Here is a 22,908-nt window from a genome sequence, read left to right on the forward strand (position 1 = left end):
AGGCCAGCCATCCCGTCGATCACCTTGTTGCCGTCCGAGTCCCACAGGTAGACACCGTCGGCCTTCACGATCACGCGGCTGCCGGCGCGGTTGAGCGCGCCCATGTCGGAGAACGGGTGGATGTGGTGCGCGGCGTCGAGCGCACGAAAATCGGCGGTCGAGTACTGCGGAAAAGCGTCGTTTCGATCGGTCATGTTTTCTCCGTCAAACAGCGCCGCACGCCTACACGTGCAGCAGCAAATGCCTGCGTTCCCACGAGCTGATCACACGGAAGAACGCTTCGTATTCGGTTTCCTTCAATGCCAGGTAGGCCTTCACGAACTTGTCGCCGAGGATGCCGGCGAGCGGCTCGCACGCGGCCATCAGCGAGATGCCTTCCTCGAGGTTGCGCGGCAGCTGATACGGCAGATCGTAGCCGTCCGATGCGATCGGCTCGGTCGGCGCGAGCTGTTGCGTCATGCCGAGATAGCCGGCAGCGAGCGTCGCCGCGAACGCAAGGTACGGGTTGCAGTCGACGCCCGGTATCCGGTTCTCGATGCGACGCGCGACGGGGCTCGACTGCGGGATGCGAAAACCCACCGTACGGTTGTCGTAGCCCCATTGCACGTTGATCGGCGCGGCCATGAAGCGCGACAGGCGACGGTACGAATTGATGTACGGCGCGAAGATCGGCATCAGCGCCGGCGTGTACTTCTGCAGCCCCGCCAGATAGCTGTGGAACAGCGGCGACACGGCGCCGTTTTCGTCGGCGAACAGGTTACGCCCGGTGCGTATGTCCGCGAGGCTCTGATGAATGTGCATCGCGGACCCGGGCTCGTTTTCCATCGGCTTGGCCATGAACGTCGCATACATGTTGTGACGCAATGCAGCCTCGCGCACCGTGCGCTTGAACAGAAACACCTGGTCGGCCAGCGACAGCGCGTCGCCGTGCATGAAATTGATCTCCATCTGCGCGGCGCCGACTTCATGGATCAGCGTCTCGATATCGAGGCCCTGCATTTCGCAGTACTCGTAGATGTCCTCGAACAGCGGATCGAACTCGTTGACGGCCTCGATCGAATACGACTGGCGACCCGTTTCCGCCCGCCCCGTCCGGCCGACGGGCGGCCGCAGCGGCAAGTCGGGATCGGCGTTCATGTCGACCAGATAAAACTCGAGTTCCGGCGCGACGACGGGCTTCCAGCCCTTCGCCTCGTACAGGTCGAGCACGTGGCGCAGCACGTAGCGCGGCGAGATTTCGACCGGCGAGCCGTCGAAGTGCACGCAGTCGTGGATCACTTGCGCGGTCGGATCGACTGCCCACGGGATCAGGCAGATCGTCGACGGATCGGGCACGCACACCATGTCGGGATCGGTCACGCCGGTCAGCGTGCCGTCCTCCGGATAGTCGCCGGTGACGGTCTGCACCATCACGGCCTGCGGCAGGCGCATCGATTCGCCGGATTCGAATTTGTTGCGCGGAATGATCTTGCCGCGCGCGATGCCGGCCATGTCGGGAATGATCGCCTCGACTTCGGTGATGCGGTGCTGTCGCAGGAATTCGCTCAGTTCGGGTTGCATGATCGGCCTCGTTAGTCGATGTCGATATCGGATGCGGCCGGCGATGGCGTTGCGCCCCCGCCCGCACGAAGGCGATGCGTCATCCGCGCGCGGCACGCCGCGCCGAATGCCGCGAAGATGTCGCGCGACAGCGGCTGCTCCGCGTAGCGCCATTCGGGATGCCACTGCACGCCGAGCGCGAACGCACGCGCACCGCGCACGCTGACGGCTTCGACCAGCCCGTCGGGCGCGCTCGCTTCGACGGCGAGCCCCGCGCCCAGGCGCGCGAGGCCCTGGTCGTGCAGCGAATTGACCGTCGCCTCTTGCGCGCCGCGCGCGATCCGCTGCAGCAGGCCGCCCGGCGTGAACTGCACGACATGCGCGGGACCGTACTGCCGTTCGAGCGGATCGTCCGGTCGTTCGCGGTGGTCGTCGAAGCCGGTCGTCGCATGCAGCCGCTGATGCAGCGTGCCGCCGTACGCGACGTTCAGCTCCTGCATGCCGCGGCAGACGGCGAGCACGGGCACGCCCGCGTCGATCGCCGCGCGGATCAGCGGCAGCGCGGTCGCATCGCGCGCCGGATCGTGCAGCGTGTCGGGTACGCTCGCAGCGCCGCCGTAATGATGCGGTTCGACGTTCGAATAGCTGCCGGTCAGCAGCAGTCCGTCGATTGCCGCGACGATCGCGTCGGCCGGCTGCCGCGCGCCGAGCGCGGGCAAGACGAACGCGAGCGCGCCGGCGCCGTCGACGATGGCGGCGAGGTACTTCTCGCCCGCCGTGTGGTTCGGATGGGCGCCGCGCAGGATGCGGTCGGCGGTGACGGCTACGATCGGGCGTGCACGCATCGACGTGTCTCCGGTAAGGGCGCGCGACACGCTTGCGCGCGCAACGATCCAGGTTCACGGGTACGTCGCACGCGCGTGCGATCGCGCGGCGCAGGCGCAGGCGCGATCCTGCCGCACGGATGCTGCGGCAACGAGCGATGCGTCCCGGAACGGAAGCGAAAACGGAAGCGGAAACGGACGCTAGGGCAACAACGATGCGCTACCGTCGCACTGCACCGCGCTGGACAGGTGCGCGGTCGCGAGATTGAAGCGGCGCGGGCCGCGATGGGAAATGGCGAAGAAGCGAGGCTCGCGTAACGGGGTGGCGCGCGTGCCGCGATCAGCATGCCGGTTCGGCCCGGCCTGAGGCGGCGCGCCCGCCGACGGACTTCGCGTCCGGCGTATCGAAGGGCTGGCGGCTTTCACGATCGTACTCGACTGACTGATGGAGACAGGACACGTGTCGCTATGCCGCGTGGCGACACGTCAGCAAGATGTCTCGCAGCGGATGCCGGCGCAGTCCGGCCATCGTCGATGGCCTCGCCGCCGGTACGCGCGTGACGACTTCCTGACATTCAGCTTATATCACCTAAAAATTGCGTCAAATTTTCAGGTGCCGATGACGCCATCGGTCAGACGAAAAAAACGGCATCGATCGCGCGGATCGAGGCCGTTTTGTGCATTGCATCGGCTCGCCTGCCATGTGCCGACGGGGCGGAACGCACTGCCCGCCGCGCTGCCGCATGCATGCGGCCGGTGCTCAGCGATGCGCGAGCGCCGTTTCGACGAGCGTCTGCAGCAGCGGCGCGATCCGCGCTGCACGCGCTTCGTCGTACGCGTACGGACGCGTCTCCTCCATGTAGGTGATCTGCGACAGCTCGAGCTGCACGGCCTCGACGCCAGTATCGGGCACGCCATAGTGACGCGTGATGTAGCCGCCCTTGAAGCGGCCGTTCGCGACGGCCGTGTAACCGCCGTGCGCGAGCACGCGCGCGGCGAGCGCCTCCGCGAGCCCCGGCGCCGCACTCGCGCCGCTCGACGTGCCGAAGTTGAAGTCCGGCAGGCGGCCGTCGAAGAAACGCGGCACGTGCGAGCGGATCGAATGCGCTTCCCACACGAGCACGCGGCCGTGTTCGCCCTTCAGGCGCGCGATCTCGCGTTGCAGCGCGTCGTGATACGGCAGCCAGTAACGGTCGCGGCGACGCATGATCTCGTCGTTGCCGGGCAGCGCGTTGGCCGGATACAGCGGCGCCTTGTCGAACGTATCGACCGGCACGAGCCCCGTCGTGTCCTGCCCCGGATACAGGTTCTCGTTGTCGGGCGGACGGTTCAGGTCGACGACGTAACGCGCATGCGACGGCACGAGGATCGATGCGCCGAGATCGGCCGCGAAGCCGTACAGCCGCTCCAGATGCCAGTCGCAATCGTCGACGAAGCGCGCGTCGGGCGTCATCGTCGCTGCGATGTCGTCGGGGATGTGCGTGCCCGCATGCGGAATCGAGATCAGCAGCGGCAGCGTGCCCTGCTTCAGCGTGAATACAGCCGGTTGTTCAGTCATGTCGCCTCACCGTAAGAGTCGGCCGGCGCACCGTGCGCCGGGTGCCGCGCGTTCAGCGCAGCAGTTGCGCCAGCGCGGCGCGGTAGTCGGCATACGCGGCAGCTTCGTCGCGATGGCGGCGGCCGCTCACGACGCGCTCGCCGCCCGTGTAGACGTCGAGCACCGGCGTCTCGCCATGTTCGGCGAACACGATGCCCGACAGCCATGCCGTGCTGTCGTGTTCGGCGATCGCCGGATGATCGGGATCGAGCACGAGCCAGTCGGCGCGACAGCCTGCGCGCAGCGCACCGATGCGTCGCCCGCTTGCCTGCGCCCCGCCCCCGAGCGACGCATCGAACAGGCGATCGGCGACGTGCGCCTGCGACTCGCTCGCCAGCACGTTGCGCGCGCGGTGCACGAGCCGCTGCCCGTATTCGAGCAGGCGCAGCTCCGAGCGCCACTCGACCGACGCGTGGCTGTCCGAGCCGACGCCGATCACGCCGCCCTGCGCGAGATAGTCGACGGCCGGAAACACGCCGTCGCCGAGGTTCGCTTCGGTCGTCAGGCACAACCCGGCGACCGCGCGACGCTTCGCGAGCGCCGCCGTCTCGGCCGCATCGACGTGCGTCGCGTGCACGAGGCACCAGCGCGCGTCGACATCGAAACGATCGAGCAGCCATTGGACCGGGCGTGCGCCGTACGCGCGCACGCAGTCGTCGACTTCGGCCGTCTGCTCGGCGATGTGGATGTGCACCGGCGCATCGCCGGGCAGCCCGTCGAGCAGCGCACGCAGCCCGCTCTCGGACACCGCGCGCAGCGAATGCGGCGCGACGCCGTAGCGCAGCCCGCCATGCTCGGGCGCCGCGCGACGCATCGCGTCGAGCAGTTCGAGCACGCCGTCGGGCGTGTTGATGAAGCGGCGCTGGTCGTCGCGCGGCGGCTTGTTGCCGAAGCCGGCGAACTGGTACGACACGGGCAGCATCGTGATGCCGATGCCGGCCGCGCGCGCGGCATCGACCACGCGCGTGCCGAGCTCCGCGATCTGCGGATAGCGCGAGCCGTCCTGCGCGTGATGCACGTAGTGGAATTCGCACACCGACGTGTAGCCGCACTTGAGCATCTCGACATACAGCCAGCGTGCAATCGCCGCGAGCGCGTCGGGCGTGATCTTCAGCGCGAAGCGGTACATCAGGTCGCGCCAGCTCCAGAAACTGTCGGCAGGATTCGCGCGGTATTCGGTGAGCCCCGCCATCGCGCGCTGGAACGCGTGCGAATGCAGGTTCGGCATGCCGGGCAGCACCGGCCCGGCCGCGCGCGCGACGCCGGCCGGTGCGTCGGTGTCGGGCGTCACGTCGGTCAGCGTGCCGGCCGCGTCCCAGCGCAGCAGCACGTTGCGGCGCCAGCCATCGGGCAGGTAGGCATGGTCCGCGAACAACAGGGTGTCGGTCATTGCGTGTCCTCATCGACCGGATCGAGCGCTTGAGCATCTCGTCCGGCCCGGTGCCGCGGCCGGCAGGCGCGAGCGCGTCGCGCCAGCGCCGGCCTCGCGGCGATCGACCGGAGTGCGCCGTTGCGCGCCGGGTCCGGTCCCCTGCAAAGCGTCGGCCGGATCCGGTACGTCACGTACCGAGCCCGGTCCGTCGCAAAAACTATCCGTTCATCCTGCGAAACACGGTCGTGCCGCCGCGTACGACCTGCTGGCACAGCGGCCGGCCGATCCAGTACGCCAGCTCGGCCAGCGAACCGACCGACCACGCGGCGAAATCGGCCTGGCGACCGACCTCGAGCGCGCCGTGGCGATCCGCGCGGCCGAGCGCCGCGGCCGCATGGCGGGTGACGCCCTGCAGCACCTCGGGCACCGTCATGCGGAACAGCGTGCAGCCCATGTTCAGCGTCAGCAGCAGCGATTCGAGCGGCGACGTGCCCGGGTTGTGATCGGTCGCGAGCGCGATCGGCACGCCGTGCTTGCGCAGCAGCTCGATCGGCGGCAGTTGCGTTTCGCGGATGAAGTAGTACGCGCCGGGCAGCAGCACGGCGACCGTGCCGGCCGCCTTCATCGCCTCGATGCCGGCTTCGTCGAGAAATTCGAGGTGGTCCGCGGACAGCGCGCGGTAACGCGCGGCGAGCGCCGTGCCACCCGCATTCGACAGTTGCTCCGCATGCAGCTTCACCGGCAGCCCACGCCGCGTCGCGGCCTCGAACACGCGTTCGGTCTGCGCGAGCGAAAAGCCAATGCGTTCGCAGAACACGTCGACCGCGTCGACGAGCCCTTCGTCGGCCAGCGTCGGCAGCATCCGGTCGCACACTTCGTCGATGTAGTCGTCCGCGCGGCCCACGTATTCCGGCGGCAGCGCATGCGCACCGAGGAAGGTCGTATAGACGCTGACCGGGAAGCGTTCGCCGAGCTGGCGCGCGACGCGCAGCATCTTGCGCTCGCTCGCGAGGTCGAGCCCGTAGCCCGACTTGATCTCGATCGCGGTCACGCCTTCGGCGAGCAGCGGCTGCAGGCGCGCGGCGGCCTGCACGAACAGCGCTGTCTCGTCGGCCGCGCGCGTCGCGCGCACCGTCGACACGATCCCGCCGCCCTGCCGCGCGATTTCCTCGTAGCTGACGCCCGCGAGGCGCTGCGCGAATTCGTCGGCGCGCGTGCCGCCGTACACGAGGTGCGTATGGCAGTCGACGAGGCCCGGCGTCACCCACGCGCCGTGCAGGTCCTCGCGCCGCCAGTGCGCATAACCGTGCGGCAGCGCGGACAATGCGCCGAGCCACGCGATCGTGCCGGTTTCGTCGACGGCGATCGCCGCGTCGTCGATCGTCTCGTCGGGATGGCCGTGCGGACACAGCCTCAGGTGATGCCAGACAGTCGGTTTCATGCGTTCAGTCTCGTTCGCCGACGGCGAGCGATACGGCAAGCAGTGCGCCGCTTCCGCTCACGACGACGTCAAACGCACGCCGCGGCCCGTCGAGCCGCAGCGTGTCCATTTCCTGCAGCGCGTAGTGCGCGCCGTCGATCTCGACACCGACCGCGCCGGTCGCGCAGAACAGCAGCACGGTATCGGCGCGCTCGATGCGGTGCGTGCCCTCGGGCCATACGTCGACCGACCCGCGCGCGGCCGAACGGCGCGTCATCAGGTTGAAGTCGCGCGTCGCGCCGTCGTGCAGCATCGCGTCGATCGCCGTCTCGCCCGCAAAATCCGCACGGGCCAGCGGTGCATCGAGCACGTGCCGCGTGCCGCCCGCTTCGGCGAGCGTCATGCCCGCGCCGGACAGCAGCACGAGCGTGCGGTCGACGCCGTCGAAACGCGAGAACGGCCCGGCCGTGCCGACGTCCGCGACGCTCACGCGCCACGCGAACGCATCGAGTGCCGCGCCGGGCGGGAACGCGCCGATCTCGCGCGTCACGCCGCCGCCGTTCTTCCACGGCGACGCGACGAGATCCGCCGCGCGGATCGTCGTCACGTTCACCGGCGCCTGGTCGAGCGCCGTCATGCTCAGCGGCCGAGCATCGGCAGCTTCAGGCCGGCTTCGCGGGCCGTCTGCTGCGCGAGTTCGTAGCCGGCATCCGCATGGCGCATCACGCCCGTCGCAGGATCGTTCAGCAGCACGCGACCGAGACGCTCGTGCGCATCGGCCGTACCGTCGGCGACGATCACGACGCCCGAGTGCTGCGAGAAGCCCATGCCGACGCCGCCGCCATGGTGCAGCGACACCCACGATGCGCCGCCCGCGGTGTTCAGCAGCGCGTTGAGCAGCGGCCAGTCGCTGACGGCGTCCGAACCGTCCTTCATCGATTCCGTCTCGCGGTTCGGGCTCGCGACCGAACCCGTGTCGAGGTGGTCGCGGCCGATCACGATCGGTGCCTTCAGTTCGCCGTTCTTGACCATCTCGTTGAACGCCTGGCCGAGGCGGTAGCGATCCTTCACGCCGACCCAGCAGATCCGTGCCGGCAGGCCCTGGAACGCGATGCGCTCACGCGCCATGTCGAGCCAGTTGTGCAGGTGCGGATCGTCGGGGATCAGCTCCTTCACCTTCTGGTCGGTCTTGTAGATGTCTTCCGGATCGCCGGACAGCGCGACCCAGCGGAACGGGCCCTTGCCTTCGCAGAACAGCGGGCGGATATACGCCGGCACGAAGCCCGGGAAGTCGAATGCGTTCTCGACGCCCATTTCCAGCGCCATCTGGCGGATGTTGTTGCCGTAGTCTAGCGTCGCCGCGCCGCGTTCCTGCAGCGCGAGCATCGCGCGCACCTGGACGGCCATCGACTGCTTCGCGACCTTCACGATGCTTTGCGGATCGACCTTCTGCGCCTCGCGCCATTGCGCGACGGTCCAGCCTTGCGGCAGGTAGCCGTTGATCGGGTCGTGCGCGCTCGTCTGGTCGGTCACGCAGTCCGGCGTGATGCCGCGCGTGACGAGTTCCGCGAACACGTCGGCCGCGTTGCCGAGCAGGCCGATCGACACCGGCTTGCCGGTGCGCTTCGCTTCGTCGATCATGCCGAGCGCTTCGTCGAGCGTCGTCGCCTTCTTGTCGACGTAGCGCGTCTTCAGGCGGAAGTCGATGCGCGTCTCGTCGCATTCGACCGCGATCATCGAGAAGCCGGCCATCGTCGCGGCGAGCGGCTGCGCGCCGCCCATCCCGCCCAGGCCGCCCGTCAGGATCCAGCGGCCCGACGGATCGCCGTTGAAGTGCTGGTTCGCGACCGAGAAGAACGTTTCATAGGTGCCCTGCACGATGCCCTGGCTGCCGATGTAGATCCAGCTGCCGGCCGTCATCTGGCCGTACATCATCAGGCCCTTGCGGTCGAGCTCGTGGAAGTGATCCCAGTTCGCCCAGTGCGGCACCAGGTTCGAGTTCGCGAGCAGCACGCGCGGCGCATCCTTATGCGTGCGGAACACGCCGACCGGCTTGCCCGATTGAATCAGCAGCGTTTCGTTTTCCTCGAGATCCTTCAGCGACGCGAGGATCTGGTCGTAGCATTCCCAGTTGCGCGCCGCACGGCCGATGCCGCCGTACACGACGAGCGCATGCGGATGCTCGGCGACTTCCGGGTCGAGGTTGTTCTGGATCATCCGGTAGGCCGCTTCGGCCAGCCAGGTCTTGCAGGTCTTTTCGCTGCCGCGCGGCGCGCGGATCGTGCGCGTCGGATCGAGACGGGGATCGATGTGTTTCGGATGGTTCATGACGACTGCTCCCGAAGGAAATGGAAGATCAATAAGGAATCAGAAATGCCCGGTGAAGCGATAACGGCTGCCGGGATGCCACAAATTCGCCACCGAGGCGACGACGCCCTGCGACCAGGTGCGCCGATGTAAAACCAGACACGGTTCGACGTCGTCCATCCGCAGCTGCTCGCGCCGCTCCGGCGCCGGGGCCGCCGCTTCGATCCGGTACTCGACGCGCTGCAGCGGCGCCGCGCGCATCAGGTACAGGTTCGGCGTCGTGTTCGTGAAATCCTGCTCGGCGTAATCCGGCGCGACCGCCGGATTCACCCATCGTTCTTCGAGCTGCACCGGCTCGTCGTTCTCGAAGTGCAGCACCTGCGAATGAAACAGCTTCGTGCGCACGGCCACCTGCATCTCGTCGGCAAGCGCATCGTCGGCGCGGATCGTGTCGAGCCCGAGCACGCTCGCGCGGTACGCATGCCCGCGTGCGCCCACCTCTTCCGAGATGCTGCGGATCGCGACCAGCGTCGACTCGTACTTCGGCCGCGCGACGTAGGTGCCCGCGCCCTTCATGCGCGTGAGCACCTGCTCGGCCGTCAACTCGCGCACCGCGCGGTTGACGGTCATGCGCGCGACCTTGAACTCGCGTGCCAGTTCGTTCTCGGACGGCACCTGATCGCCCTCCGCCCACTCGCCGGCGTGAATGCGGCCCAGGATGAAATCCTTGATCTCCTGGTAGACCGGCGCACTCATCGGCTTACTGTTCCGATGCGAACGAGAACGGCGCGACCTTCGCGAACGCGCGCTCGCCGACCAGCTTCGCGATCACCGCGATGTCCGGTGCGAAGTAGTGATCGAGCTCGTAGTGCGCAACCTTGCCGCGGATCGTCTCCATCACCGGCGCGAGCTTCGGGCTCGTGTGGTACGGCGCACGCAGGTCGACGCCCTGGGCGGCGGCCAGCAGTTCGATCGCGAGGATGTGCTTCGTGTTGTCCGCGATGTCGGCGAGCTTGCGCGCGGCGAACGTCGCCATCGACACGTGGTCTTCCTGGTTCGCGGAAGTCGGCAGCGAGTCGACCGACGCCGGGTGCGCGAGCGTCTTGTTCTCCGATGCGAGAGCGGCCGCCGTCACGTGCGCGATCATGAAGCCGGAGTTCACGCCGCCGTCCTTCACGAGGAACGGGGGCAGGCCCGACAGCGTCGCGTCGATCAGCAGCGCGATGCGGCGCTCGGCCAGCGCGCCGATTTCCGCCGCGGCGAGCGCGAGGTTGTCGGCCGCGAACGCGACGGGCTCGGCATGGAAGTTGCCGCCCGACAGCACTTCGCCGGTATCCGGGAAGATCAGCGGGTTGTCCGACACGGCGTTCGCTTCGACCAGCAGCACGTCGGCCGCATGACGCATCTGGTCGAGGCACGCGCCCATCACCTGCGGCTGGCAGCGCAGGCTGTACGGATCCTGCACCTTGTCGCAGTCGCGGTGCGACTGGTTGATCGGCGAACCTTCGAGCAGTTCGCGGTACGACGCGGCCGCGTCGATCTGGCCTTGATGGCCGCGCAGTTCGTGGATGCGCGCGTCGAACGGCTTCACCGAGCCGGCTGCCGCGTCGACCGACAGCGCGCCGGCGACGAGCGCGGTGCGGTACAGGTCTTCGATCGCGAACATGTTGTCGAGCGCGAGTGCGGTCGATGCCTGCGTGCCATTCAGGAGCGCGAGGCCTTCCTTCGCCTGCAGCGTCAGCGGCGCGAGGCCGGCGACGCGCAGACCGTCGAGCGCGCTCGCGCGTTCGCCGCGGATGAACACTTCGCCGACGCCGAGCAGCACGGCCGACATGTGCGCGAGCGGTGCGAGGTCGCCCGACGCGCCGACCGACCCCTTCACCGGGATCAGCGGCAGCACGTCCGCATTGAACAGCGTGATCAGCGCGTCCATCACTTCGCGACGGATGCCCGAGTGGCCGCGGCCGAGGCTCGACAGCTTCAGCGCCATCAGCAGACGCACCGACGAGCGCGCCATCGGCTCGCCCACGCCGACCGCGTGCGACAGCACCAGGTTCTTCTGCAGCAGTTCGAGCTGGTCGTGCGGGATGTGGGTGCTCGCCAGACGGCCGAAACCCGTGTTGATGCCGTAGGCCGGCTCGCCCTTCGCGGCGATGTCGGCGACGGCCTTCGCGCCCGCGTCGATCTTCGCGAAGCTGGCCGGGTCGAGTTTCAGTTGCACGGATTCGCGTGCGATCCGGCGCAGTTGCGGCAGGGTCAGATGGCCGGGGGTCAACGTAATCATGTGAGCAATCCTGTCTAGACAAGTTCGGAATGGATTGAAGTGTAGCCATCGGAACTTGTCTAGACAACCCGTTTTTCATCATTCCGGCTCGGGAGTTTCCCTGATGTCCGCCACGCGCCGCCGGCCCGGCCGGTTGGGGTCGAGATTTAACATATGTTGCTTTTATTTTTTATTTGGCAACATGTGGATCCTCATTCGCCACGGAGACCGTCATGCCCTTCCCGTCACGATTCGCCGCCGGCATCGGCCGCCCCCTGCTCGTCGCCGCGTGCGCACTCGCGTGCGGCGCGTCCGTCGCCGCCGAGCCGCTGTCCGGCACGCTCGAGAAGATCCGGCAGTCCAACCTGATTTCGATCGGCCATCGCGAAACGTCGGTGCCGTTCTCCTATGTCGATGCGAGCGGCAAGGTCATCGGCTTCTCGCAGGACCTGTGCGACCGCGTGATCGCCGCGGTGAAGGCGCGCACCGGCAAGCCCGACCTGCAGGTGCGCTTCATTCCGGTCACGTCGCAGAACCGCATTCCGCTCGTGCAGAACGGCACCGTCGATCTCGAATGCGGCGTGACGACCAATCTCGCCGCGCGCCATGCGCAGGTCGCGTTCTCGACCACCTTCTTCGTCGCGACGACGCGCCTGCTCACGCGCACGAGCTCGGGCATCCGCGACTTCCCCGATCTCGCCGGCAAGACGGTCGTGACGAACCAGGGCACGACGTCCGAACGCCTGCTGCGCAAGATGAACGAGGAAAAGAAGATGGGCATGCAGATCATCAGCGCGAAGGACTATGGCGAAGGACGTCTCACGCTCGAATCGGGCCGCGCGGCCGCGTACATGATGGACGACGTGCTGCTCGCGGGCGTGCGCCAGCTCGCCGCGAAGCCGGCCGACTGGCAGCTCGTCGGCACGCCGCAATCGTCGGAAGCCTACGGGTTCATGCTGCGCAAGGACGATCCGCAGTTCAAGGCCCTCGTCGACGGCGTGCTCGTGCAGCTGATGAAAAGCGGCGAGATCAATGCGCTGTACGACAAATGGTTCATGAAGCCGGTGCCGCCGAAGGGGCTGTCGTTCGACTTCCCGATGAGCGACGTGATCAAGGCGCGCTACGCGGCGCCGAACGACGCGCCGCTCGAGTAAGCGCCGCGTCGCGCTCGGCCTACGCGCGCGTCCACGCGACGCACGCCGCGTAGCCGGGCGCCGCATCGAGCCACGCCGCATCGAACGCCGCGACGCCGGCGGCGGGCGCGATCGGGTCGACGATCGTCGTCGCGGGTGTCGCCGAGTCGCGCGGCGGCACGACCGCGAATGCGCGCAGCCCGCCGACGATGCCGGTGCCGAGCGCCTTGAGCAGCGCCTCCTTCGCGGACCACACCCGCATGAATTCGCCCTCGCGCGCGCCGGACGGCAGATCGTCGAGATATGCGATCTCGGCGGGTGCGCACACTTCGCGCGTCAGCGCGCGCCAGTCCGTCGCGCGGTTGCAGCCCTCGATATCGACGCCGACGCGACCGGCCGGCACCCATGCGAGCAGCGCATGAGCGCCCGCATGCGACACGTTGAAGTCGAGCGACGCACGATGCGCAGGGTCCAGCGACGGCCGCCCCGCTGCGTCGACGACGATTGCGACCGCGCGCGGCGCGATGCCGAGCGCCGCGCCGAGCACGTCGCGCAGCGCGGCGCGCGTCGCGGCGCTGCGCACCCCATCCTCGTGCCGCAGGAAACGTGCGGCGCGGGCGCGCTCGTCGTCGCTCAGCGCCGCATACGCGGGCGACGCGAGCGGGACGCGCCAGTCGAAATCGATGCGCGCGATCCGCACGCCGGCGCGCGCGGCGGCGGGCGGCACGTCGAGTGCGTGCATGCGCCATGCGCGGGGCGTTTCAACGGGAGAAGCGGAATCGGACGGAATGGACATCGGCGCGCGGCAGTCTGTGCATGGGAGCGAAACGTCCGATGTTAATCGATCGCGGCGGCGTCCGGCCGGCTGCTGCGGGCGCGCGACACGAACGAGGCTGCGCGTCGCGCTCGCATACGCTGGGTCACCCGCTCGCCGCCCTGCCCGGCACGCCGCTCCCCGTCACTCGCCCGCGCGACGTCGGGTGCTGCGCGTGCACGACGCCCGGTGCATCGGCCGGCAGCGCGCCGTGTTGCAGCCAGTACAACGCGACCGGCCACAGCGTGTCGGTGAAGCGGCTGTGGAAAAACGCGAAATGACCGATCGCGTCGACGCCGATGTCGGCCGGCGCGATCCGCAGATGCGTGACGTTGCTGCCCGTGTAGTAGCCGACCAGCCGCTCGATCGCGGCGACCGTGCCGAACGCGTCGTCGTCGATGCCGACCGCGAGCATCGGCGCCGACAGCCCCGCGAAGCGCGCCGGCAACGCGGCACGGCTCGCCGCGCCGTCGTCGAGCACGCTGCCGAGGTAGCCGTCCTCGAAACGCGGCCGCGAACGCGCCCACGACAGCGCGATACCGCGCGGCGTGTCCTCCATCCAGCCGAGCCGCTTCGCGGGCACGTAGCCGAACACGGCGGCGAGCGCGGGCATCGCGACATGCCACTTCCACCACATGCGGCGCCGCTCAGCGGGCAAATAGTCGCGCCAATACGCGTACTGCGCGCCGACGGTCACCGCATGCCGCACGTGCACGTTCGATGCCGCGAGGCCGAGCACGCAGCCGCCGATGCTGTGCGCAACCACATCGAGCGGCTGGCCCGGAAACGCGTCGCGCGCATAGTGCAGCGCGGCTTCACAATCGAGCCGTCCCCAGTCGAGCCAGTTCGCGCGCAGCTTCGCGAGCTGCGCCGGACGCGATCCGCCGATACCGCGATAGTCGTAGACGAGCACGTCGCGCCCTTGCGCGAACAGCCAGGCCGCGAAACGAAAGTAGTAGTCGCAGCGCACCGACGTCGCGCAGTTGATGACCGTCACGGGCCGCGCTGCGGCGCCGCCGCGATGGCGCCACACGTGGCCGCGCAGTTCGTAGCCGTCGGCTGCCCGCAGCGTCACGGGTTCGGGCGGCAATGCGCCCGCCGCGCGACTGCCCTGCGCTGCGCCGCTTTCCTCGTTCGAAATCGTCATCGTGTCTCCTGTCGGTCCGAGTTAGCGCTTTAGCGCTTTAGCGCTTTAGCGCTTACTCGGATCCCACGCATAGCGGTCGGTCCGAGTTGGCGCGTCAACGCTGACTCAGCCTCCCCGTCCGCAACCAACCCGCCTCCATTGAACTTGACGCGTGCCGCGTTCTCAACCAATCTTGCTGCTCCGTTCGCATGAGTCACGCGCATGTCAACGCCACTCGTCCGCCTCCCGTCGCTCGATCTCGTCCGCGGCTTCGTCGCCGTCGGCCGCCGCATGAGCATCACCCTCGCCGCGCAGGATCTGTGCGTCACGCAGTCGGCGGTCAGCCGCCAGGTCCATGCGCTCGAAGCGCATCTCGGCGTGACGTTGCTGCAGCGCGGCTACCGGAAGATTGCATTCACGCCGGAAGGCGAGCGACTGTTCCGCGTCGCCGATGCGGCGCTGCACGGCCTGCAGGACACCGTCGCGTCGCTCGCCGCCGCGCGCGAGCGCCAGCCCGTGACGATCACCGCCAGCATCGGCGTGACCGCGCTGTGGCTGCTGCCGCGGCTCGGCCGGCTGCAGGCGCGGCTGCCCGAAATCGACCTGCGCGTCGCCGCGAACGACAAGGTACTCGATTTGCGCGCGGAGGGCATCGACCTCGGCATCCGCTACTGCCCGCGCGAGCGCGCGCCGGCCGGCGCGCTGCGCCTGTTCGACGAGATCGTCATGCCGGTCGCGCATCCCGCGCTCGCCGCGCGGCCGGTCACGAGTGCGGCCGCGATCGCCGATCACGTGCTGCTCGAATTCGACGGGCCGCCGCAACCGCAGTTGCAGTGGCACGCGCACCTGCACGCGGCCGGGCTCGGCGACGCGCGCCCGAAAGGCGTGCTGCGCTTCAACCAGTACGATCAGGTGATCCAGGCCGCGATCGCCGGCCAGGGCATCGCGCTCGGCCGGCTCGCGCTCGTCGCGCCGATGCTCGCCGACGGCCGGCTCGCGGTGCTCGGGCCGCACACGCAGACGCTGTCGGAAACGTACGGCTACTGGCTGTTCCAGCACGATCCGGCCCCGCGCCGCGAAGTCGCCGACGTGCGCGACTGGATGCTCGCCGAAGCGGCCGAATGCGATGCGTCGATGCACGCGCACGACATGACGTCGGCCTGAGCCGACGGTGCGGATGCGCGTGACCGCGGACAGCCGACGCCGCCCCTTCGCATTCCCGTCACGCATGCCAACCTGACCGAATGATCGCTTGAGCGACGACCGCCCCGCTCGTCTAATCGGATCGAGCGCGACCGTTTCGCCGCGCGCCTTCATCCGGAGACACGCATGACCCCGATCGAGCAGGAAGTCCGGCGCCGCTGGCTGCCCGTGCTGGCAGGCGGCCTGATCATGGGCGCCGCGCTCGGCATCCGGCACGTGCAGGGCCTGTTCCTGGCGCCCGTGTCGCTCGACCACGGCTGGTCGCGGGAGGCGTTCGGGCTCGCGCTGGCGTTGCAGAACCTGATCTGGGGCGTCGCGCAACCGTTCACCGGGATGATCGCCGACCGCTTCGGCTCGGTGCGCGTGATCGTCGCCGGCATGCTGCTGTACGCGGCCGGGCTCGTCACGATGGCGCAGGCGGCCACGACCGGCGTGTTCACGGTCGGCGCCGGGCTCGTGATCGGCATCGCGCTGTCGGGCTCGGCGTTCGCGTCGATCTACGGCGCGCTGAGCCGCCTGTTCCCGCCCGATCGGCGCGGCTGGGCGCTCGGGGTTGCCGGCGCGATCGGCGGGCTCGGCCAGTTCTGCATGGTGCCCGTCGCACAGGAACTGATCGGCGGCATCGGCTGGCGGCACGCGTTCATCGCGCTAGCGCTCGTCGCCGCGTTGCTCGCGCCGCTCGCCGTGCTGCTGCGCGACCGGCCCGCGCAGGCGGCGGGCGCCGCCGCCGGCCCCGAACAGTCGATCGGTGAAGCCGTGCGCGAGGCGTTCGCGCATCGCGGCTTCTGGCTGCTGAACGCGGGCTTCTTCGCGTGCGGCTTCCAGCTCGCCTTCATCGCGACGCACCTGCCCGCGTACCTGCTCGACCACGGGCTGCCGGCGCGCCATGCGAGCGTCGCGCTCGCGCTGATCGCGCTGACCAACGTGGCCGGCACCTATGCGTGCGGCCATCTGGGCGGGCTGCTGCGGCGCAAGTACGTGCTGTCCGTGCTGTATCTCGTGCGTGCGCTCGCGATGGCCGCGTTCGTCGCCGCGCCGCTGTCGCCCACGAGCGTCTACGTGTTCGCGGCCGTGATGGGCTTCACGTGGCTCGGCACGGTCCCGCTGACGAACGGCGTGATCTCGCAGATGTTCGGCGTGCGCTACATCGCGACGCTGTTCGGCTTCGTATTCTTCGGCCACCAGCTCGGCAGCTTCTTCGGCGTGTGGCTCGGCGCGCTCGTGTACGACGCGACGCATTCGTACCTGCCGCTGTGGATCGGCTCGATCGCGCTCGGCGTGCTCGCGGCGCTACTGCACCTGCCGATCGACGACGCGCGCGTCGCGCGCCCGGCATCGGGGAACGCGGCATGGGCATGATGTGCGCGGCGCTGGCCGCCGGCACGCTCGCGTTCGTCGCGTGGTGCGGCGCGGCCTACTTCGATGCGGGCGTCGCCTACGCGCTGCTCGAGCACGTCGCCTTCTGCAATTGATGCGGCAAACCGGAGCGGACGGTCAGCGGCGCTTCGGCAACGTGGCCAGCGCATCGAGCGCACGGGCGCGCGCGGCCGAGTGCTCGACGAGCGGCGCCGGATAGTCGACGCCGAGCCGTACGCCGGCCGCTTCGAGCGCCAGCGGCGACGCTTCCCAAGGTGCGTGGATCGATGCGTCGTCGAGGCCGGCGAGCTCGGGCACCCAGCGCCGCACGTACGCGCCGTCCGGGTCGAACTTCTGCCCCTGCGCGACCGGATTGAAGATGCGGAAATACGGCGCGGCGTCGGCGCCGCAGCCGGCCACCCATTGCCAGCTCGCCGCGTTGTTCGCGGGATCGGCGTCGACCAGCGTGTCGCGGAACCACGCTTCGCCCGCGCGCCAGTCGATCAGCAGGTGCTTGATCAGGAACGACGCGACGACCATCCGCACGCGGTTGTGCATCCAGCCGGTCGTCCACAGCTCGCGCAGGCCTGCGTCGACGAGCGGATAGCCGGTCCGCCCGCGCTGCCACGCACGTAACGCGGCGGGATCGTCGCGCCACGGCATCGCATCGAACTGCGCGCGGAAGTTGTCGGTCGCGAGCGCCGGGAAGTGATACAGCAGCGCGTAGCTGAATTCGCGCCAGCCGAGCTCGCTCAGGAACTTGTCGGCGTGCGCCGCGTACGCCGCGCCGCCTGCGTGCGCGGCGCCCTGCACCGCATGCCACACCTGTCGCGGCGACACGTTGCCGAAGCGCAGGAACGGCGAAAGCCGGCTCGTCGCGGGGCGATCGGGACGGTCGCGCGCATCCGCATAGCCGGCGAGCGCGGTCGTCACAAACGTATCGAGCTGTGTGTGCGCGCCGGCTTCGTCGGGCGCCGGCCACGCGTCGCGCAGGCCGCCGGCCCAGTCCGGCGCAGGCGGACGCAACGCAAGTGCGTCGAGCGACAGCGCACGGTCGCGCACGGCTTGCGACCATGGATGAAACGCGATCCGCTCGGGCGCCGGCAACGGCGCGGCGACCGTGCGATCGCGGCGCGCCGCGCGCCAGTACGCGGTGAAGACCTGGTACGGGCCGCCGCTGCCCGTCAGCACCTCCCACGGCTCGTTCAACAGGCTGCCGTTGCTGCTCTCGACCGTCACGCCGCGCGCCTTGAGCGATGCCTTCAGCGCCGCGTCGGCGTCGCGCTGCGGTTGCGCATAGCGGCGGTTCCAGTACACGGCGGCCGCACCCGTGTCGCCGACGACGCGCTCGATCTCGCGCTGCGCGTCGCCGCGCAGCAGCAGCAGGCGCCCGCCATGCCGCGCGAGCGCGGCGTCGAGCCCGGCCAGCGACCCGTGCAGCCACCAGCGCGCCGCGCCGCCGAGCGCGGGTCCGGCGCCGGCGCCCGTGTCGTCGACGAACACGCAGACGAGCGGCCGGCCGGATTCGACCGCGCGCGTCAACGCGGGCTGATCGGTCACGCGCAGATCGTCGCGGAACCAGACGATCGCGGGGGCAACGGACGGCTGGGCAGACACGGGCAGGCACCTCGATGACGAAAGCAAAGGGAGACGCGTATTGTCGCGGCTGCGCTGCGCGGTGTCGACGCCGGTCGTCACGGCCGGCACGCCACGGCGACACCGAACGCGACCGCACGATCCACTTCAATTCAAAGGAAGTCGTGCTGCCGGACGGCCGCACGCACGGCATGTTGCTCTGACGGTGTTGCACGTCGAACGGTTCGGGCACACCGCACACCGCGCACGGTCGACGCAACACCGAACGCAGCGAGCCACGCTGCGGCTGCCCGACGGTCGTCCGTGCCCGCCGGGGCGACCGGCTGATCCGGTCAACGATGCATCGCGTCAATCGAGCCGGAACGTGGCCTCGAAGCGCTCCGCAAACGCATCGAACTCGGCTTCCGGCAGATGGTTGATGCCGCCTGCGCACTTGCGCCCGCCCCCGGTCGCGAAGCCGCGGCAGAACTCGTCCGCGCCGATCGGCCGGCCGTCGGGCACGCGTACGCTGACGACGAGCCCGCCGCCCGCGCGCGGCGACAGCACCGCGAGCGCCGCATGCGGCGCGTCGCGCATTCGCTCGTTCGCGAGCATGCCGGTCGCGCGCCGCGCCCACGGATGATCGGGCATCCGGACCAGCGTCGCGCCCGGCACCTCGCGCAGCGGCGCGAGCGCGCACGCGCGCGCCATGTCGTCGCGGTAGCCGTCGCGCAACGCGGCGAACACGGCCGTCCCGCGCACAAAATCGAGCGGATCGACGCATGGCAGCATCGCGTCCGCGAGCGCCGCCGGATCGAAGTGCAGATCGCCGACGCACTCGCCGTAGGCGTTGTAGTTCAGATAGCGCCCGAGTTCGGCGAGCACGCCCCGCACGGCTTCGTCGACGCCGTGCTCGCGCGCCAGCGCCTCGCCGAGCGCCGGCAGTTCGTCGCCGAACGCCGCGACGATCGCCCAGCGCGCGTACCGGCCGTCGAGATGGCGGTTCACGATCGCACTCGTACAGACGTCGGCCGCCATGTCGATATGCGCGTCGAAGCGCGGATGGTCGGGCAGCTCGCCGGCAAAGTGATGGTCGAAGTAACGGACCGTCGCGCCGTCGCGCAGCAGCCGCGCGCACGCGTCGCGGTTCTGGTCGTGCGACACGTCGAGCACGGTGACGATGTCGTCGGCGCCCGCGTCGATGCGCTCGAGCAGCCTGATGTCGCGCTTCACGCCGGTCACGAGCGTGCCGTGCACGCGTTCCGCGAGCCGCAGTTGCTGAAGCGCGCACAGGCCGTCCGCGTCGCCGTTGAACGCGAAGACATGCCGCGCGTACTGGTTGTCCTGCATGATCCGTTGCTCCATCGTCAACGCATGAAATCCGCCGTTCGCGCAAGTGGCGTGCACGCCGAACGCGCGCGCCAAGTATTGTGCCGCAACCGCGCGCGCCTTCGATACAGCGTAGCGGCGCTGCCCTGCAAACGGCTTGCGGGTCGCCTGCATGTCGTTCGCCACGAGCGTGCTGTTGCCGCTTTATGCGCAGCACGACTTCCCGCTTGAGCGCCGTCGTGCGAAACACACGGATATCGGGCAGTGCGCCGTCGAGGTCGGTTCTCTCGCCCGGCTCCCTCAACGTACCGGGCACGAATGCATCGCCTCGATCCCGAGCTTTCACGCCGAGGCGGGCCCGCGCCGCACCTGACGGTCGACGCAATGTCGTTTTATGTCATACGTCATCAGATGTGAAAACTTCCGCTTTCCATCGCCTGATTTCTCCAAAACCCAGAAAATTTCCGGGTAAACCCGCGGCGTCATCGCCAACGCGCCGGCGTACCATGTCATACGACGACGTACTACATAAACTGCCACCCAGACGCGACGCGGGCTACCGCCCCGTCCGCGGCCGCCCGACCGGAGACACCGTTGAACCCGCCCTCGTCCGCCCTGCCCGGCCGCGACCCGCTCGCGTCCGCCGTCTCGAAAGTGAAGTGGCACGTGCTGCCGCTCGTGCTGATCATGTTCATCGCGAACTACATCGACCGCGTGAACGTCGGCTTCGTCGATCGCCATCTCGAAGCGTCGATCGGCATCGGCGCGGCCGCGTACGGGCTCGGCGCCGGGTTGTTCTTCGTCGGCTACGCGCTGTTCGAAGTGCCGTCGAACCTGCTGATGCAGCGCTACGGCGCGCGCATCTGGCTCGCGCGGATCATGGCGACGTGGGGCATCGTCGCGGCCGCGATGGCGTTCGTGTGGAACGACACATCGTTTTATGCGCTGCGCTTTCTGCTCGGCGCCGCCGAGGCCGGCTTCTTCCCCGGCGTCGTGCTGTACCTGTCGCAATGGCTGCCGCCGCAGGAACGCGGCAAGGCGATGGCGATCTTCCTCGGCGGCTCCGCGTTCGCGTCGGTGCTGTCCGGGCCCGTCACCGGCGCACTGCTGTCGATCCGCGGCTTCGGCCTCGCAGGCTGGCAGTGGATGTTCCTGATCGAAGGGCTGTTCTCGGTCGCGCTGTGCGGCGCGAGCTGGCTGCTGCTGAAATCGCATATCCGCGACGCGACGTGGCTCACGCCGGAAGAACGCACGGCGCTCCAGAACGCGCTCGACGACGAGCGCGCGACGCGCGACGTCCGCTCGAACGTGCCGGTGCGCGCGACCACGCTGCTGCGCGATCCGCAAATCATGCTGTTCTGCTTCCTGTACTTCTCGATCCAGCTGACGATCTACGCGGCCACGTTCTGGCTGCCGACCATCATCCGCAAGATGGGCGGCCTCACCGATTTCCAGGTCGGCCTGTACAACACGATTCCGTGGATGATCGCGATCGGTGCGATGTACGGCTTCGCGGTGCTGTCGTCGAAGTGGAAGCATCCGCAGCGCTGGCTCGCGTTCGCGCTCGTGCTTGCCGCGTGCGGACTGTTCGCATCGACGTCGCCGAATCCGGTGTGGTCGTTCGCGTCGATCTGCTTCGCCGCGCTCGGTTTCAAGGCAGCGGCGTCGCTGTTCTGGCCGATCCCGCAGGGCTATCTCGACACGCGCGTGGCCGCGGCCGTGATCGCGCTGATCAACTCGGTCGGCAACCTCGGCGGCTTCGTCGCGCCGACGGCCTTCGGCTATCTGAAGCAACATACGGGTTCGATCACGGGCGGGCTGTATGCGCTCGCGATCGCTTCGCTCGTCGCCGCGGTCGCCGCGCTGTTCGCGCGCACGCACCGGCGCAGCGATCCGCCGCGCGGCCGGCCGGCCGACGAATCCTTCACGCACGCTTCGATGCTCCGCCATGCCGAACACTGACCGCCTGACCGTCGTCGTCTCGAATGCCGTCGACGGCGACCTCGCCACGTTCTCCCTCGCCGGCGACGGCACGCTCGCGCCGCTCGCCCGTTATCCGGCCGCCGACGCCGCGATGCCGATCGCCGTGCAGGCCGACCGCGCGCGGCTCTACGTCGCGACGCGCGGCGAGCAGCCGACGATCGTCGCGTTCCGCGTCGCCGCCACGGGCGCGCTCGTGCGCATCGGCGCGACCGCGATCGACGCGAGCCATGCGTACCTGTCGCTCGACCGCAGCGGCCGCTGGCTGCTCGGCGCGTCGTACGGCGGCAGTTCGCTGAGCCTCTACGACGCGGCGCGCGTGCGCGACGGCGACGGCACGCCGCTGCAAGTCGCGGGCGGCATCGCGAACGCGCATGCGGTGATCATATCGCCGGACAACCGCTTCGCGTACGTCAGTTCGCTGGGCTCGGATCGGGTGTTCGGCTTTGCGCTCGTCGAGGACGCCGCCGGCGTGCGCGCGGTCGAACACGGCGAAACGCGCGTGCCGGCCGGCTTCGGCCCGCGTCACCTGCGGTTCGCGGATGACGGCCGCACGCTGGTCGTCGTCAGCGAATTCCGGGGAACGCTCGCGACCTTCGCGCGCGACGCCGACACCGGCCGGCTCGGCGACCCGCACGTGAGCGCGCGCCATCCGGCCGTCGCCGAACTCGCGCAAGGCCATGCGCGCCCGCCCGCTCCCGCCGAACCGTCCGTGTGGGCCGCCGATCTGCACCTGACGCCCGACGAGCGCTTCGCGTACGTCAGCGAGCGCACGTCGAGCCGGTTGCTCGGCTATCGCCGCAACGAAGACGGCACGTTCGAGCCCACCCACGCGACACCCACCGAGACCCAGCCGCGCGGGTTCGCGATCGATCCGTCGGGACGCTGGCTCGTCGCCTGCGGCGAACAGTCGGAACACGTGGCCGTGTATGCGATCGCGCCGGACGATGGCACGCTGTCGCTGCACGCGCGCGTGCCGGGCGGACGCGGCGCGAACTGGATCGCGATCGTCTGACGGTCTGAAAAAGATTCGGCGCCTGCGCGGGAACCGACACCCCGATGCGGGTGCG

General features: G+C 69.2%; 20 protein-coding genes and 1 pseudogene. 7 read left to right on the plus strand and 14 right to left on the minus strand.

Annotation, left to right across the window (positions count from 1 at the left end; genetic code table 11):
- The 10 genes and pseudogenes from J8I35_RS33060 to hutH all read right to left on the minus strand — a co-directional run.
- Nucleotides 1–194, minus strand: a pseudogene (locus J8I35_RS33060) (aspartate aminotransferase family protein); the annotation flags it as partial.
- Nucleotides 195–222: 28 nt separating this feature from the next.
- The gene (locus tag J8I35_RS33065) at nucleotides 223–1,560 is read right to left on the minus strand and encodes a glutamine synthetase family protein (RefSeq protein ID WP_050017981.1); all 1,338 of its coding nucleotides are present in this window, start codon (nucleotides 1,558–1,560) and stop codon (nucleotides 223–225) included.
- A gap of 11 nt (nucleotides 1,561–1,571) precedes the next feature.
- The gene (locus J8I35_RS33070; RefSeq protein WP_209929259.1) at nucleotides 1,572–2,384 is read right to left on the minus strand and encodes a gamma-glutamyl-gamma-aminobutyrate hydrolase family protein; all 813 of its coding nucleotides are present in this window, start codon (nucleotides 2,382–2,384) and stop codon (nucleotides 1,572–1,574) included.
- A gap of 739 nt (nucleotides 2,385–3,123) precedes the next feature.
- Nucleotides 3,124–3,921: an N-formylglutamate deformylase gene (gene hutG / locus J8I35_RS33075; RefSeq protein WP_089488605.1), complete on the minus strand. Its 798-nt coding sequence runs from the start codon at nucleotides 3,919–3,921 to the stop codon at nucleotides 3,124–3,126.
- 52 nt (nucleotides 3,922–3,973) lie between these two features.
- Entirely contained in the window at nucleotides 3,974–5,350 is a 1,377-nt protein-coding gene (locus tag J8I35_RS33080) for a formimidoylglutamate deiminase (protein ID WP_209929262.1), read from the minus strand.
- Between the two features lie 199 nt (nucleotides 5,351–5,549).
- Nucleotides 5,550–6,773 (minus strand): imidazolonepropionase, encoded by a 1,224-nt coding sequence (gene hutI, locus J8I35_RS33085; RefSeq protein WP_209929265.1) that lies wholly within the window; start codon nucleotides 6,771–6,773, stop codon nucleotides 5,550–5,552.
- 4 nt (nucleotides 6,774–6,777) lie between these two features.
- Nucleotides 6,778–7,389 (minus strand): HutD family protein, encoded by a 612-nt coding sequence (locus J8I35_RS33090; protein WP_050017986.1) that lies wholly within the window; start codon nucleotides 7,387–7,389, stop codon nucleotides 6,778–6,780.
- A gap of 2 nt (nucleotides 7,390–7,391) precedes the next feature.
- The gene (hutU, locus tag J8I35_RS33095; protein ID WP_011549425.1) at nucleotides 7,392–9,080 is read right to left on the minus strand and encodes a urocanate hydratase; all 1,689 of its coding nucleotides are present in this window, start codon (nucleotides 9,078–9,080) and stop codon (nucleotides 7,392–7,394) included.
- A 39-nt stretch (nucleotides 9,081–9,119) separates the two neighbouring features.
- On the minus strand, nucleotides 9,120–9,815 hold the full coding sequence (hutC, locus tag J8I35_RS33100; protein ID WP_050017987.1) for a histidine utilization repressor: 696 nt from the start codon (nucleotides 9,813–9,815) through the stop codon (nucleotides 9,120–9,122).
- A 4-nt stretch (nucleotides 9,816–9,819) separates the two neighbouring features.
- The gene (hutH, locus tag J8I35_RS33105) at nucleotides 9,820–11,343 is read right to left on the minus strand and encodes a histidine ammonia-lyase (RefSeq protein WP_050017988.1); all 1,524 of its coding nucleotides are present in this window, start codon (nucleotides 11,341–11,343) and stop codon (nucleotides 9,820–9,822) included.
- Nucleotides 11,344–11,555: 212 nt separating this feature from the next.
- Here hutH and J8I35_RS33110 point away from each other — a divergent pair, with 212 nt between their 5' ends.
- Nucleotides 11,556–12,476 carry a glutamate/aspartate ABC transporter substrate-binding protein gene (locus J8I35_RS33110; protein ID WP_050017989.1) on the plus strand — a complete coding sequence of 307 codons (921 nt, stop codon included), beginning with the start codon at nucleotides 11,556–11,558 and terminating at the stop codon, nucleotides 12,474–12,476.
- Between the two features lie 19 nt (nucleotides 12,477–12,495).
- On the opposite strand, the gene J8I35_RS33115 is transcribed toward J8I35_RS33110, so the two are convergent.
- Nucleotides 12,496–13,251: a 4'-phosphopantetheinyl transferase superfamily protein gene (locus J8I35_RS33115; protein ID WP_089488607.1), complete on the minus strand. Its 756-nt coding sequence runs from the start codon at nucleotides 13,249–13,251 to the stop codon at nucleotides 12,496–12,498.
- A 124-nt stretch (nucleotides 13,252–13,375) separates the two neighbouring features.
- Complete coding sequence (locus J8I35_RS33120) at nucleotides 13,376–14,416, minus strand: alpha/beta fold hydrolase (RefSeq protein WP_209929270.1); 1,041 nt, start codon at nucleotides 14,414–14,416, stop codon at nucleotides 13,376–13,378.
- 201 nt (nucleotides 14,417–14,617) lie between these two features.
- On the opposite strand from J8I35_RS33120, the gene J8I35_RS33125 reads away from it, so the two are divergent.
- The 3 genes from J8I35_RS33125 to J8I35_RS34905 all read left to right on the plus strand — a co-directional run bounded on the left by J8I35_RS33125 (nucleotide 14,618) and on the right by J8I35_RS34905 (nucleotide 17,070).
- Entirely contained in the window at nucleotides 14,618–15,559 is a 942-nt protein-coding gene (locus tag J8I35_RS33125; RefSeq protein WP_209929272.1) for a LysR substrate-binding domain-containing protein, read from the plus strand.
- Nucleotides 15,560–15,724: 165 nt separating this feature from the next.
- On the plus strand, nucleotides 15,725–16,957 hold the full coding sequence (locus tag J8I35_RS33130; RefSeq protein ID WP_209929274.1) for an MFS transporter: 1,233 nt from the start codon (nucleotides 15,725–15,727) through the stop codon (nucleotides 16,955–16,957).
- On the plus strand, nucleotides 16,948–17,070 hold the full coding sequence (locus tag J8I35_RS34905) for a hypothetical protein (RefSeq protein WP_280885004.1): 123 nt from the start codon (nucleotides 16,948–16,950) through the stop codon (nucleotides 17,068–17,070). Before J8I35_RS33130 ends, J8I35_RS34905 begins: the two co-directional genes overlap by 10 nt.
- A 22-nt stretch (nucleotides 17,071–17,092) precedes the next feature.
- Here J8I35_RS34905 and J8I35_RS33135 read toward each other — a convergent pair whose 3' ends face one another.
- Together J8I35_RS33135 and J8I35_RS33140 are read right to left on the minus strand one after the other, a co-directional pair.
- Nucleotides 17,093–18,571, minus strand: a complete 1,479-nt coding sequence (locus tag J8I35_RS33135) for a deoxyribodipyrimidine photo-lyase (protein WP_209929277.1) — start codon at nucleotides 18,569–18,571, stop codon at nucleotides 17,093–17,095.
- A gap of 327 nt (nucleotides 18,572–18,898) precedes the next feature.
- Nucleotides 18,899–19,879 (minus strand): acetyltransferase, encoded by a 981-nt coding sequence (locus tag J8I35_RS33140; protein ID WP_209929278.1) that lies wholly within the window; start codon nucleotides 19,877–19,879, stop codon nucleotides 18,899–18,901.
- Between the two features lie 151 nt (nucleotides 19,880–20,030).
- On the opposite strand from J8I35_RS33140, the gene J8I35_RS33145 reads away from it, so the two are divergent.
- The 3 genes from J8I35_RS33145 to J8I35_RS33155 all read left to right on the plus strand — a co-directional run bounded on the left by J8I35_RS33145 (nucleotide 20,031) and on the right by J8I35_RS33155 (nucleotide 22,853).
- Nucleotides 20,031–20,231, plus strand: coding sequence for a hypothetical protein (locus tag J8I35_RS33145; protein ID WP_209929279.1), 201 nt, complete (start codon nucleotides 20,031–20,033; stop codon nucleotides 20,229–20,231).
- 221 nt (nucleotides 20,232–20,452) lie between these two features.
- Complete coding sequence (locus tag J8I35_RS33150; RefSeq protein ID WP_050017996.1) at nucleotides 20,453–21,820, plus strand: MFS transporter; 1,368 nt, start codon at nucleotides 20,453–20,455, stop codon at nucleotides 21,818–21,820.
- Entirely contained in the window at nucleotides 21,807–22,853 is a 1,047-nt protein-coding gene (locus tag J8I35_RS33155; RefSeq protein ID WP_209929280.1) for a beta-propeller fold lactonase family protein, read from the plus strand. The genes J8I35_RS33150 and J8I35_RS33155 overlap by 14 nt, the downstream gene beginning before the upstream one ends.
- Nucleotides 22,854–22,908: the final 55 nt, after the last annotated feature.

It is taken from the genome of Burkholderia sp. CpTa8-5, from assembly GCF_017815045.1.
In the GTDB taxonomy this organism is placed as follows: domain Bacteria; phylum Pseudomonadota; class Gammaproteobacteria; order Burkholderiales; family Burkholderiaceae; genus Burkholderia; species Burkholderia sola.